Source organism: Phenylobacterium montanum (genome assembly GCF_018135625.1).
Classification (GTDB): Bacteria; Pseudomonadota; Alphaproteobacteria; order Caulobacterales; family Caulobacteraceae; genus Poindextera; species Poindextera montana.
In genome coordinates, this window is sequence record NZ_CP073078.1 from 1453972 (window position 1) to 1466094 (window position 12123).

The window sequence follows — 12123 nt, forward strand, 5'->3', positions numbered from 1 at the left end:
CCAGGGCCAAAGGCGCCCAGCATGGCTTGTGCTAACGCACTCGATCGCGCCCCTTGTTCCACCGAAAGTCGACACGGCTGGCCCCGGGGAGGTCCACAATCGGCCCGATCACGGAACTGTCAGGCTGAAGCGCTAGCGAAATCATATCCTAATATGATATATATTGCACCAGCAAAGACATGAACGAAGGAACCGGCGATGCCTGGAAATTTCACTGAAACCGTGCTGCTGGTCTGCAGCGACGAGGTACGCGCCAGCGACATCCTTTCGAAGCTCTTCGACAAGGGAATAGACGCGATTGGCCCCGTGAAGGACTCGGCGACGGCCATGGCGCTCGCCGGCCAGAAGGCGCCGACGCTCGCGATCATCGCCCGCCCGCCAGCGGGGCGGCGGAACGCATGGCAACTTGCGCGGGCTTTGATGGACAACTGGGGAATCGCCTCGCTGCTGCTGGATACGGCGCGCCAGGATGGATGTGATGGCGCCGATCCATCCTGGTGGAGACCGGGTTCCGGCCAACTGGCCCGCTTGAAGTCGGCACTGGGGTGACGCGGCGCCTTGGGCGCGAGCTGTGAGATGAGAAATCGCCTGCTATTCGCCGCGATCGGCGGCTTGGTGTTTCTGGCTGGGGCATTCAGTAGCGCAGCTAGCAATGTCTCTCCCTCTGCCGCGGGTCCTCTGCATAAGAGCCTGTCCTTAGCCGCTGCACCGCCGACTTCGCCGCGCGTCAGGCTTTCTGGCCTCCAAATCGGTACGGTGGTGGTGGACAGCAGTGGGCGGATGATTGGCGTTATCCGCAAGTTGGGCCTCTCACGGGACGGCCACCCGGCCGTGCTGCTATTGCACAATGGCTCGAAACTTGATGTCCCCGCCTCACAGTTCGCGCTCCAAAGCGATCGTGACGAAGCTTTGCTTTTGATGGACCGATCGAGGCTGCGCACCATGGCGATCCTGAACAGCGGATGATCGGGCGTACGCGGCTTCCCAGTGATTCCCGGCGCCCCCGGATCACCGCCGGCAGAAGCCGGCGAGGATCGCCGAGGTGCTCAGGCCTAGCGACCATCCGCCGGAAAAGCCTGTGTTCGGTTCGGTCATGACCACGCTGACGACTGGTTGCGCCGATTGCGTCCCTGACCGCGGCAAAGCCTGTACTGTCCGGTCATCGGGAGAGTCGGAATGCAAGCCGCAGCGGCTCATTCCTTGTCTTGCGCCGCCCACCTTCCGGATCGCTGTCGCCCTCCTGCCTTTCGGGTTGACCTTAACCGGGTCTGCGCGGGCGTCGGCGGCCGTTGCTGACCGGCCCAGCCTGACCGAGGTCGCCGGCGAGCCAAGCCCGGCGTTCCTGCAAGGCCTCGCGCCGGCGGTACGCGAGGCTTATGCAAATGATCAGGACAGGCCCATTTGGTCGGAAGCCGCGGCCGCAGAGCTGGTGGCGTCGCTGAAGACGGCCGGGCGAAACGGCATCGACCCGCGGCCATTTCTCGCCCTCATCGCCCGCCCCACTGGACCCGGCCCGCGAGACAGGGCGCTCACGCTCGCGGCGCTTGCCTATGCCAAGGCCCTGTCGTCGGGGCTGGCCGACCCGCGCCGGCTGTTTCCGATCTTTACGCTTCGGCTCAATAAGACCGATCTGGTCGCTGGGCTACACGCCGCACTGCAGAACAGCAGGATCGGTCCCTGGCTCGAAGGGCTTGCACCACAGGATGCGGACTATCAGACGCTCTCGGCGGCCTATCTCGACGCGCTCCAGCATGTGTCCGACCCGATCTCAGGCCGCATCCCACCGGGACCGCTGATCCGGATTGGCGACAGCGACCCGCGCGTGAGCGCGATCACCACGCGGCTCATGCACGAGGGCTATCCCACTTCGGATGAATCGTCGGCGCAGCCGCTCGGCGCCATCCCCCCGCCCTCAGTTTGGACATCGGGCTTGTCGACGGCCCTCACGCGCTACCAGGTGGACCACGGTCTCGCCGCCGACGGGGTCATCGGCCCCAAAACGCTGAAGTTGTTAAATGAAACGCCGTCGGACCGGGCGCAGCGGCTCGCGGTCAATCTGGAGCGTAGGCGTTGGCTCGATCGAGCGGCGCCCGACACACGCATCGACGTCAACACCGCCTCCGCCGGGCTGACCTTCTTTCGAAGCCGCCGCCTCGTCTTGACCACCCGGGTGATCGCGGGACGTCCGCGGTCGCCAACGCCCATGCTCGAGGCGACCTTCGACCGGGTGATCGTCAATCCGCCCTGGGTGGTTCCGGCCTCCATCGCCCGCCGCGAGATCGAACCGAAGGGGGCAGCCTATCTGCGACGACACCACATGCGTTGGCGCGACGGACACATCGTGCAGTCGGCCGGGCCATGGGCGGCCCTGGGCCAGGTGAAATTCGACGTGCGCGATCCCTATGCCATCTACCTTCACGACACGCCGCAGAAGGCGTTGTTCGAACGAAGCCAACGCCATCTGAGCCATGCCTGCGTGCGCGTGGACCGCGCCGTCGACTTTGCCCGCAGCTTGGCCGAAGCGTCAGGCGAGGGCGCGGATTTCAACGCAGACCTAGTCAGCGGGAAGACCCGCGTCGTTCCGCTCGCGCAAAGCCTTACTGTCCGCCTTCTCTATCATACCGTATTCGTGGATCCCGCAGGTAAGGTAAAGTTCCGTCCCGACGTCTACGGCTGGGACGCCGAGGTTGCGTCAGCGCTCGGAATGGAGCCCACCCCGGATGAAAACGTCGAGCCGGCCGGACCGACGTCACTCGGCCCCTGAAGCGTGTCGCTTGGCAGATTTGGGTCCGTCGGCGCAGGGATTCGCGCCAAGCGACAGGCCACTCCGGTAAAGCAAAAGATGATCAAGAAAACCAACCTCAGCCAACTTGCTCCAGCTCTTCAGAAAAGCGCGCATCGGGCCTGACTAGGCTTGAGCGCGCCGATGCATTGAAGACGCCCGAGGGCGTGCCGACCTCGCCCAACATGTCGCGAGGTGCCGCGATTGCGCCGGCAAGCCCACACAACGCTCATCGCTCCTATGGCGGTCTTGGCGGAGAACTCCCCATGCTCCGCTCGCTTCCTTCTATGCACGCTCGCGCAGACGCGGCTGGGCTTCAGGAGCTGGCGGACGGATAGATGGCCAGCGCCAGTCCCGTCCTTTTGTGTCCGGATCGCCGGAGTCTCAGGACAATGTCCCCCGCCCTGCTCTTCTCGGCCGCCGCCCCGTGCCACGGCGGACAGGCTTTAGGCGCCATACGTGCCTGGGAGCTGCCGCTCGGGAGGGGCGGGTTTGGGTCAGCGGACGTTATCCGAGCTAGCGAAATGAGCTATTTCTTGTGCGAGCGCGACTGCGGACTCACTACGGCCCAGTGGACCCTCCAGACACCGTCCGGATCGAGCTTGAACCCAGCGATATAGTTCACGCGATGAGTCATCGGTACGCCGCCGTCGACGCTGTCCTCGTCGTAGGTCGACCTGTAGACAGCCATGTCGCCAGCACCGCCGACATCCACCGTCTCGTCAAGCTTGGTTACGTGCCACGACGGGCTGCGCTTAAATGTTTCGACAAAGCCCTCGCGATCAGCGGTTGGGCCAAGGATCGGCGGACTGCCGCTCTCCATGAACATCAGATCGGGGGCATCGTACTTCGTCGCTAGCTCGGCGTTCTTACCGTTTATGCCAGCAATCATTTCGGCGACTTGCGCCTCGATCTTCTCCGCGATTTGAGATTTGCTTTGATCGGCGGCGCATGCTGCGGTCGGTACGATCGTCGAGGAAGATAAGAGTGCGGCTATCGCCAATACGAGCCGAGTGTTCATCTCGTGCTCCGTTCATGATTTGCTCGCGATAGATTATAGTATTCGCCTTTCCCTGTCAGCCTGAATATTTTGTATGGACGTTGGCGCGGACAGCGTCGGCCCAAAGCTGATCACGGTTGTCATGCCGGCCAGCTAGTCCCGGGAGCCTGCCGACTGGAACGCCCTGATGGACAGCGTTCAAATCCTGCAAAGCTTGCGAAATGCAGAACCTGCTATTTGGGCCGAAATCCCGCTGGACGCGCCTAACCGCAATACCACGGCTGCGACACGACACAATCGACGGGCCGTCAGGGTATAGACATGGGATCTGCAGCCTGGTCGCTCGGCTCAACTGAGCGCGCGGCGGGTCGCGGCGCCCAAGGCTACGTGTCGCCAACCGCTTCGAGCGCCCTCCCATAGCCCATTCGGACGATCACCCGCTCCAGGGTCAGGCTCTGGACAATGATAGAGAACACCACCACGACATAAGTCGCCGCCAGAATGATTGACCGTTCGCGCGATGGCGCCAGGGAGAGGGCCATCGCCACCGAGAGGCCCCCACGTACCCCCGCCCAAGTGAGCACCGCCACGAGTCCTGGCCTCACGCCGCCATCGAGGGCGGCGAGCAAGGCCGACGGCCCTGCTAAGGACGCCCATCTGCCAATGAAGATCAGCGGGATCGCGGCGGTGGCTAAGAGGTCTACCAGGGGGTCGAAATGAAGGCTGAACACCTCCAGTCCCACGAGCAGAAAAAGGACCCCATTGAGATTTTCATCGACAATGGTCCAAAATGCACGGGTGTAATGACGCGTCTGGTCGCTCATCGCCTGACGGGCGCTGTGTCGGCCGAGCATGAGCCCCGCAACGACCACGGCGATCGGCCCGGAGAGATCCAGCGCCTGCGCTATTGCGTAAACACCCGTCGCCAGGGCCAGGGTGATGCCGACCTCTACGACGTAGTCGTCGATCGAGCGCATCGCGTGAATCGATATCAAGCCAGCGATCAGCCCCAACGCGCCGCCTCCGCCCGCTGTAAGCATGATCCGGCCCGCCAAGGGCAGTGGCATTGCGGCCCCGCCGCCCAAGGCCAGGGTCACTGTCGCGCCGAACAGCACGACGCCGACCCCGTCATTGAAAAGCGCCTCGCCTTCGATCAACGCGCGGATGTCGGCCACTAGGCTGGTCCGCTTTAACGCCGCTAGAACGCCGACCGGATCGGTTGGGCTGATTAGCACACCGAACACAAGCGCCCAGGCGAATGACAATGCGACGCCGACTTGGCGCGCAACCAGCCAAAAGCCGCCGCCGATCACGAAGGCCGAAATGACCACGCCGAAGGTCGCCAATGTCGCGGCGGTCCAACCGCGCCGGCGAAGAGCCTCGAAATCTACGTGCATGGCCCCGGCAAACAGCAGATAGGCCAGCATGAAGCGGAGCACGGCGGTCGAGAAATCAACTTGCGCCACGATCTGGCCGACTGCGCGGCGGACGCCCAGGCCTGGCAAGAGCCTATCGATCCCGATCAAGGCGAGAGTTGAGGCAAGGCCGACCAGGAGCATCGCCACGCCCGTCGGCAAGCGCAACACCTTCAGGTTCAGCCAGCCAATCATGGCGCTGAGGGTCAGGAACAGCGCAACAAGATCGAACAGCGATAGGGCCATGGATCCTTGCTGGCGCGTCGAACGGCTCAGAGCAATGGGAAACCGCGCCCTTTATGAACCGTTTATCGCCTCGCCGGCCATTAGGCGTCGAACCTTGATGGCCAGTTGCGGTATGCTGTTGTGGTTAGAGTTTGAAGTCGATCTTGCGGCGCCGACTTTTCCCGCCGTCCGCGCAGCGGCGGATGCGCTCTCGGCATTGATCCTCCCCATGAGTGGCGGCGGACGATTGAGCACTAGGCGGGGATGGAGTTGGCAAAGGAGTCGATCGCGACCTTGGCCCATTTCCCTTTCGGACTGCTCCTCATTCTCGGGCTGCCGTGCCTGGCGGTTGCGATACTCCTTGCTATCGAATTTGCAGATGTGCGGGCGCCATCCCACGAGGCTGAACCGGGCGACGCGACCGGGCTGAAGGGCGAAGGCAGCGACGGCTCCGGTCAATGAAATCCATGCGCCCCGGCATTGTCTGCATGTGAGCGCCTTTCTACGCGGCCGGGTATGCCGCCGGCCCGAGCTTTCATAGCTTGCGTAGTCACGGAACTGTCAGGCGAACGCGCTAGGGATTTAACATCCCGCTGGGATATAATGTCATGGCGGAGGGCATGGCGGCAGGAGATGGCGATGCCCGAAAATTTCACTGAAACCGTTTTGCTGGTCTGTAGCGACGAGGTGCGCGCCAGCGACATCCTTGCCAAGCTCTTCGACAAGGGAATAGACGCGATTGGGCCAGTGAAGGACTCTGCAACCGCCATCGCCCTTGCCGGCCAGAAGGCGCCGACACTCGCGATCATCGCCCGACCGCCAGCCGGGCGGCGGAACGCCTGGCAATTGGCGCGAGCCCTGGTGAGCAACTGGGGGATCGCCCCGCTGCTTCTGGATACGGCGCGCAAGGACGGATGGGACGGGACGGATCCATCTTGGTGGCGTCCGGGTTCTGGGCAGCTGGCCCGATTGAAGGCCGCGCTCGGGTGATGTGGCGTCTCGGATATGGAAATTGAGATGAGAAACCGCCTGCTATTCGCCGCAATCGGGGGCCTTGTGTTCCTGGCCGGGGCATTCAGCAGCGCCGCCAGCACAGTCTCAGGTCGTGCCAGCGGCCCTCTACGTGAGGATCTGTCCGTGACCGCGGCTCCGCTTGCTTCAGCGGATTTCAAATTCTCCGGCCTCCAGGTCGGAACGGTCGTGGTGGACGGCCGCGGCCGAACGATCGGCGTCATCCGAAAGCTGGATCTCTTGCTGGACGGTCACCCAGCCGTGCTGCTGTTGCACAATGGCTCGAAGCTTGACGTTCCAAGATCGCAATTGGCGCTCAGAAACGATCGTGATGACGCTTTGCTTTTGATGGACCGCTCGAAGCTGCGCACCATGGCGATCCTGAACAGCGGATGATCGGGCGTACCCAGCTCTCTGTGGTTCCGGACGACCTCGGATCACCACGGGCAGGAGCTGGCTTGGGTCGCCGAGGCGCTCACGACCGGCAACCAATTTCAGCCAACTCGCTCCAGCTCTTCAGAACAGCGCGCGCACAGGTGGGCGTAAAGAAACGACACCGCGCCTCAAACCGCTGCGACCATGCAGGGCAGCCCCGCGAGGGTGAAATCCAGCAGCCTCGGCAGGTTCCCGGGGTAACAGGAAACGGGGGCGGGGGCGAAGTCGGGATCGCATGCAGCACCAAAGTGTGAAACCTGCCAGGTGGCCGCTGATCGCGCCGAATTTCAGCGCGCCATTCGACGCCGGTAGGGGGTTGGTGGCGGAGTCGTCCCTTCCCAACGGCCCCCTTGAGCCCCGACCCACCTCCACGGGCCCCCTGCCCCGCTCGCTTTCACCAACCCGCGGCTTTTCGCCCATTGTTTAGGAAGATTCTCGCCGGTGGCGTCCCAGGCAACCGCCAATTAATCACAATATGATACAGAAGCCTCGGGATTTTCGACTTGGATCGGTGATGAGATTCCTTTGGGCTTTGCCTGTCGCGGCCGCGATACTTGTGGCAGGGGCGCCGGCGCTGTGTCAGCCAAGTGCACGGTCGCCAATTGCGATTTCGGATCAAACTGCGGTTCCGTTCGTGGCGGAGCCAACGAAAGCCCCCGACGAGATGCCGGCCCAAATCCTTGGGATGCGGCTCCAGTCGAACGCACACGGTGGTGTAACAATAGACTTCGTCCATGACGGTTCAGACGCCAGCAAAAAGGGCCTGCGCGCTGGTGACGTCATTGTCGCCGTAGCCGGCCGCCAGACACCGACACCCGAGGACGTGTCGGCGGTGATCACGCAGGCTGGGCGCACACACCGCAAAGCCGTCTTGCTGCTCGTCACACACGCCGGTGACTGGTCTCTTGTCTCGCTCAGTCTAGCAAACGCAAAGGGCTGAGCCGTTCCCTGGGGTTGGGCCCGGGCCGGCCTTTCAGGGCGTTCGCGCGCAAGGACTTAAGATATATCGTAGAGAGGTCTAGCTACGCTCCGCCGGAGATCAAAGCCCGTAGTCGGGCAGGGCGAAAGCGTCACGCATCTGGGCGCCAACAAACAGGTCGGGCAGGCCCGGGACCGCCATCAACTTGACGGCCTGGTTTCGCAGCCAGACGCCCATCGCCGTTCGCGGCGTAAAGGATCTGGCGAAGTTGCGCGCGGACGCCTGCTTTCCGGCAATGAAGGGGCGCAGGCGGCTTTCATAGCGTTCCAGGGCTCTGGAATAGTCTGCATCCGCCGCCAGCTCGCCGGCCAGTACATAGGCTTCGGTCATGGCGAGCCCTGTCCCCTCCCCAGCCAACAGAGAAACGCAGGCCGCGGCGTCGCCCAGAAGGGTGACGCGCCCCTTGGACCAGGACTTCAAACTGATCTGGCTCACACGATCGAAATAGATGTCATTGGCATTGGCCAAAGCTTGCGCGATCCTGGGCCACTCCCATTCCATCGACGCGAAGGTATGCTGCAGCGTCTGTCGTCGCTCCTCGAGGCCCTTGGGCTCGGCTCCGCCCAGCTGATCCGCCGCAAACACGAAGAGGAACATGGTCCGGTTTTCCCGCATGGCGAAGCGGGAGATCTGGCGGCCTGGATCGCCGTAACTGACATAGGTGAGCTCATCGCGCGGGGCGTAGCCCTCAGCCTCGAAGGCGGCGACATAATAGCCGAGCGGTCGCTCGAATTCGGCCTCGGGCCCGAAGGCCAGCGCGCGGACATTCGAATGCAGTCCGTCTGCACCGACGACCAGGTCGTACTCCCGCGCCAACTTGCCATTCAGCACGATCCAGACACCTCCCGGGTGCTCGTCAATGGAGGTTATCGAGGTCCCGAAAATGGTCTCTACCCGGCCCTCGATCGTCCGATAAATGGTTTCGGCCAGGTCGCCGCGTGGCAGGCTCGTAAAGCGTTCGCCCAGCTCCCTGCGAATAGTGGCCGCAGAGATCCCGCCCGCATTGCGGCCGTGGGCGTCGACATATCGGACCTCTTCGAGATCGTAGCCGGCGGCGCATACCTGGGGCATGATTCCCATGCGCTCGGCGACCGTGTAGCCGACGCCCCAGAAGTCGATCATGTAGCCGCCGGTTCGCAGTCGTGACGACGCCTCGATCAGCGTTGGGGTGTGGCCGGCCTGAAGTAGCCAATAGGCCAGGGTGGGACCCGCCACGCCCGCGCCGCTGATCGCGATTTTCATCCTGCGCCTTTGTGTTTTCCGGCCTGGCGGCTCGGCGGTATAATCGTTCGGGTATCGCTGATGGGAGCCGAAGACATGATTTCGTTCGGGCTGCTGCTGGCGTCAGGGGCGGTCGCGTTCGCGCTGGCGTTCGGCGTCGCTCGCTCGCGCGGGTTGCGCAAAGGCGGCGAAGGCTGTGGGCGGCGACCGTCCTGGCGATGAGCGGCCGGTTCGATCCAGGCCGGCGCGCGCTCCTCCTCGAACATGTAGTCGCGAACGATCGGCAGGGCGTCCATTCGCCGGGTCAGCTGTAGCTGGAACACCATCGTCGTTCCGGTTCGGAAGCTCAGTTCGCCGACGGCCAGATAAAATTCGAACATCCGGCAGAAGCGTTCATCGTAGAGGGCGGCGATCGCGGCCCGGTCGGCCTGGAACCGCGCGCGCCAGCACCGAAGCGTTTCGGCGTAGTGCAGCCGCAGGATCTCGATATCGGTGATCCACAGTCCGGCCTTCTCGACGGCGGCGGTGACCTGCGACAGCGAGGGAATGTAGCCGCCCGGGAAGATGTATTTGCGGATGAACGGATCCGTGGTTCCCGGCGGCTCCATGCGGCCGATCGCATGGACGACGGCCACCCCGTCATCGGTCAGCAGTCGTTCGATCTGCTGGAAAAAGCCGACATAATTCGGTGAACCCACATGCTCGAACATGCCGACCGAGATGATGCGGTCGAAAGCCCCTCGGACATCCCGGTAATCGCTCAGCGCAAAGCGAGCGCGATCCGACAGATCTTCCGCCGCCGCGCGCCGATTGGCCAGCGCCAGTTGCTCCTCGGAGAGGGTGATGCCAGTGACCTTTGCGCCGTAGTCCCGGGCCAGGCTGAGCCCCAAGCCGCCCCAGCCGCTGCCGATGTCCAGGACGCGATGGCCTGGCCGCAGACGGAGCTTGGCCGCCAGATGGGCCTTCTTGGCGGCCTGGGCCTCTTCCAGGCTCATGCCGGGCTTCGCAAAATAGGCGCAGGAGTACTGCATGTCCGCGTCGAGGAAGCGCCGATAGAGGTCGGCGGCGAGGTCGTAGTGGTGCGCGACGTTCCGCCGAGCTGCGCGGCGATCGTTGACTTGACGAAGCCGACGCACGAGGGCGTTTTTCACCCCGGCCAGAAACGGATGGCGAATCCTCGGTCGCTCCGGAAGATTGCGGCCGACCAAGGATAACAGGTCCCAAAGGTCGCCCTTCTCGAAGACGAGATCGCCCTCCATATAGGCCTCGCCAAGCCCGAGGCTGGGCTCCAATGCGATGCGCAGCGCCGCCTTGCGGCTCAGCCGCACGACGACGGGTGCGCCCGACCCATCGCCATAGGTTTCGGTCAGGCCGTCGTCATAGACGACGGACAAGCGGCCGGACCTGAGCGTCTTTGCAAATAGGACATGCAAGATCATCCAGATTCTCTCAATTGTCCGCCCGCCCGCCCGCCCGTCTCGTCGAAACGATGTTTCACACTTCGCTGTTCCGCGTATCTAAACATCATAGAGTGATATAAGAAAGCTTGGGATTTGGCTGCTGTCGATGCGAGACAGGCCCGACATCAAGCGGCGACTGGCTGCCCCCGTCGCGAGATGCTGGTCACCGTGAAGCGTAGGTCGCCCGGGGCAGGCGGCGAACATCAAAGCCGAGACGCTCCGCCGTGCTCGTCAGGCCGCTCTGGCATTGCTGGGTCAAGCTTTCGACATGGTCACGGTCGGCGTTGGCCTCGAGCTGGGATCTGGCCGAGCCGGATCCGTGTAAGAGGTCGGCCGCCAGTTTCAGGTGTCGCGCCTTAGCGTCATATGCCGCCCAGCAAGGACCGACCGCGCCGTCCAGCGATGGCAGGAACCTTTTTCCAATCGCCTCGTCAAAGCGAAAGACGCCCAGCGCATGCGCGCTTGTTTGGCAGACGCTCCGAGCAGATGTGAGGGCGTCCAGGTGAGACGGCCTCGGCTCCTGGCCTATGCTGTCGGCTCCCCGCGCAGCGGCGTCACACTGGGCCATCGCCACAAACGCGGCGCGCACCTGTTGGGCGAACGCCGCCGATTGCTGGGGCGTGGGCGGCGGCGCCTTGGGCGAGCATCCCGCGCAGAATGCGATCCACCCAAGGGTCAGGGCGGCCCGCGCTACGGCGACCAAGGTCAGGGCGCCCAGGACCCGGGTCGAGGTTCGCCACCACCCCGGCCGGGTGCGAGCCCTTCGGTCAGGCGCCCGCAAGGCTCACTTCCAGGAGGTTCGGCACGGATGATGGATCGGTGACCTCTACAGTCCCCTTCCTCAATCGCCATAGAACCCGAACCCTCGGAAGCGCCAAGCCGTCGCCTGCCCGCACGTCGTCCCGCGAAGTGCGGCTCGCCGCGCCGTACTGCTTTTGAAATTGAGCGACCACGTCGTCGAAAGCATCGACCGAGGTGCGAAATTCAATCTTCACCAGCCGGTTTTGCGAGAAGAAATAGTGCGGCGCGCGCGCCAGGAAGCGCTTCGTCAGCGGAAAGGATTGGACCAGGGTTTCGGGCCCATAGCGAGTTGCATAGGAACATTCGACTTGCCGGCTTGGTCCCGCGGCGGCGGCGCGGCTGGAGGCGAGGTCGGGCGTACAGACCCGAAGCAGGTTTGCCGGCGCCACACCTGGAAACGGCAGCGCCTTCCATTGGTCAAGCGTCATGCCCAGCCTCGCGCCGTCGAACTGAAGCATTGGCGCCGGCGGCGATGGCGACGCGGCCAGAGCGTTCGCTTCGAAAAGCGCCGCGACGCCAGCCAAGCCAATCCTCATTGACAGCCCGAGCACACCATCCAATCTCACTTCACCCTCCAGTCGCAGCATTACCGTCGCTCAACCCCAAATGGGATCGGAGCCGCGACGCACATAACATCCTATTGTGATATTATTTGGGCGACAGCGCCGGCGCGAAGGGCCGCGAAAAGAGGGGGAACGCCCCGCTTCGCGGGGGTGATGCGAATTCAGGGGGCGTTCCCGCTCCAGGTCAGTCTGCACATCTTCTAACCGCGAGCACATTATCACGCCCAGATA

General features: G+C 63.5%; 12 protein-coding genes. 7 read left to right on the top strand and 5 right to left on the bottom strand.

The genetic code is table 11. From position 1 onward, the window contains the following. Window positions 1-198 precede the first annotated feature (198 nt). From KCG34_RS06405 to KCG34_RS06415, 3 genes are all read left to right on the top strand, one after another. Window positions 199-549 (top strand): hypothetical protein, encoded by a 351-nt coding sequence (locus KCG34_RS06405; RefSeq protein WP_211939561.1) that lies wholly within the window; start codon window positions 199-201, stop codon window positions 547-549. 27 nt (window positions 550-576) lie between these two features. After that, window positions 577-966, top strand: a complete 390-nt coding sequence (locus KCG34_RS06410) for a hypothetical protein (protein ID WP_211939562.1) — start codon at window positions 577-579, stop codon at window positions 964-966. A gap of 112 nt (window positions 967-1078) precedes the next feature. Further along, on the top strand, window positions 1079-2764 hold the full coding sequence (locus tag KCG34_RS06415) for a L,D-transpeptidase family protein (protein ID WP_211939563.1): 1686 nt from the start codon (window positions 1079-1081) through the stop codon (window positions 2762-2764). A gap of 547 nt (window positions 2765-3311) precedes the next feature. On the opposite strand, the gene KCG34_RS06420 is transcribed toward KCG34_RS06415, so the two are convergent. Together KCG34_RS06420 and KCG34_RS06425 are read right to left on the bottom strand one after the other, a co-directional pair. Then, window positions 3312-3803, bottom strand: a complete 492-nt coding sequence (locus tag KCG34_RS06420; protein ID WP_211939564.1) for a YybH family protein — start codon at window positions 3801-3803, stop codon at window positions 3312-3314. Window positions 3804-4165: 362 nt separating this feature from the next. Continuing rightward, entirely contained in the window at window positions 4166-5443 is a 1278-nt protein-coding gene (locus tag KCG34_RS06425; RefSeq protein WP_211939565.1) for a cation:proton antiporter, read from the bottom strand. A gap of 243 nt (window positions 5444-5686) precedes the next feature. Between KCG34_RS06425 and KCG34_RS06430 the strand changes: the two genes are divergently transcribed. The 4 genes from KCG34_RS06430 (at window position 5687) to KCG34_RS25800 (ending at window position 7808) form a co-directional block, all read left to right on the top strand. After that, complete coding sequence (locus KCG34_RS06430; protein WP_211939566.1) at window positions 5687-5884, top strand: hypothetical protein; 198 nt, start codon at window positions 5687-5689, stop codon at window positions 5882-5884. Window positions 5885-6061: 177 nt separating this feature from the next. After that, a complete protein-coding gene (locus KCG34_RS06435; RefSeq protein WP_211939567.1) occupies window positions 6062-6412 on the top strand; it encodes a hypothetical protein in 351 nt (116 codons plus the stop codon). A 27-nt stretch (window positions 6413-6439) separates the two neighbouring features. After that, window positions 6440-6829, top strand: a complete 390-nt coding sequence (locus KCG34_RS06440) for a hypothetical protein (RefSeq protein ID WP_211939568.1) — start codon at window positions 6440-6442, stop codon at window positions 6827-6829. A 724-nt stretch (window positions 6830-7553) separates the two neighbouring features. Further along, window positions 7554-7808: a PDZ domain-containing protein gene (locus tag KCG34_RS25800; protein ID WP_249138393.1), complete on the top strand. Its 255-nt coding sequence runs from the start codon at window positions 7554-7556 to the stop codon at window positions 7806-7808. A 99-nt stretch (window positions 7809-7907) separates the two neighbouring features. Here the strand turns inward: KCG34_RS25800 and KCG34_RS06450 are convergent, their stop codons facing one another. The 3 genes from KCG34_RS06450 to KCG34_RS06460 form a co-directional block, all read right to left on the bottom strand. Further along, window positions 7908-9089 (bottom strand): FAD-binding domain, encoded by a 1182-nt coding sequence (locus tag KCG34_RS06450; protein WP_211939570.1) that lies wholly within the window; start codon window positions 9087-9089, stop codon window positions 7908-7910. Continuing rightward, window positions 9086-10507, bottom strand: coding sequence for an SAM-dependent methyltransferase (locus KCG34_RS06455; RefSeq protein WP_211939571.1), 1422 nt, complete (start codon window positions 10505-10507; stop codon window positions 9086-9088). Before KCG34_RS06455 ends, KCG34_RS06450 begins: the two co-directional genes overlap by 4 nt. 788 nt (window positions 10508-11295) lie before the next feature. Continuing rightward, complete coding sequence (locus KCG34_RS06460; protein WP_211939572.1) at window positions 11296-11916, bottom strand: hypothetical protein; 621 nt, start codon at window positions 11914-11916, stop codon at window positions 11296-11298. Window positions 11917-12123 lie beyond the last annotated feature (207 nt).

Bases quoted from the DNA above. Each gene is read 5' to 3' on its own strand.
- KCG34_RS06450 (WP_211939570.1), bottom strand. From the start codon at position 9,089: ATGAAAATCGCGATCAGCGGCGCGGGCGTGGCGGGTCCCACCCTGGCC.
- KCG34_RS25800 (WP_249138393.1), top strand. From the start codon at position 7,554: ATGCGGCTCCAGTCGAACGCACACGGTGGTGTAACAATAGACTTCGTC.
- KCG34_RS06410 (WP_211939562.1), top strand. From the start codon at position 577: ATGAGAAATCGCCTGCTATTCGCCGCGATCGGCGGCTTGGTGTTTCTG.
- KCG34_RS06425 (WP_211939565.1), bottom strand. From the start codon at position 5,443: ATGGCCCTATCGCTGTTCGATCTTGTTGCGCTGTTCCTGACCCTCAGC.
- KCG34_RS06430 (WP_211939566.1), top strand. From the start codon at position 5,687: ATGGAGTTGGCAAAGGAGTCGATCGCGACCTTGGCCCATTTCCCTTTC.
- KCG34_RS06440 (WP_211939568.1), top strand. From the start codon at position 6,440: ATGAGAAACCGCCTGCTATTCGCCGCAATCGGGGGCCTTGTGTTCCTG.
- KCG34_RS06455 (WP_211939571.1), bottom strand. From the start codon at position 10,507: ATGATCTTGCATGTCCTATTTGCAAAGACGCTCAGGTCCGGCCGCTTG.
- KCG34_RS06460 (WP_211939572.1), bottom strand. From the start codon at position 11,916: ATGCTGCGACTGGAGGGTGAAGTGAGATTGGATGGTGTGCTCGGGCTG.
- KCG34_RS06405 (WP_211939561.1), top strand. From the start codon at position 199: ATGCCTGGAAATTTCACTGAAACCGTGCTGCTGGTCTGCAGCGACGAG.
- KCG34_RS06420 (WP_211939564.1), bottom strand. From the start codon at position 3,803: ATGAACACTCGGCTCGTATTGGCGATAGCCGCACTCTTATCTTCCTCG.
- KCG34_RS06435 (WP_211939567.1), top strand. From the start codon at position 6,062: ATGCCCGAAAATTTCACTGAAACCGTTTTGCTGGTCTGTAGCGACGAG.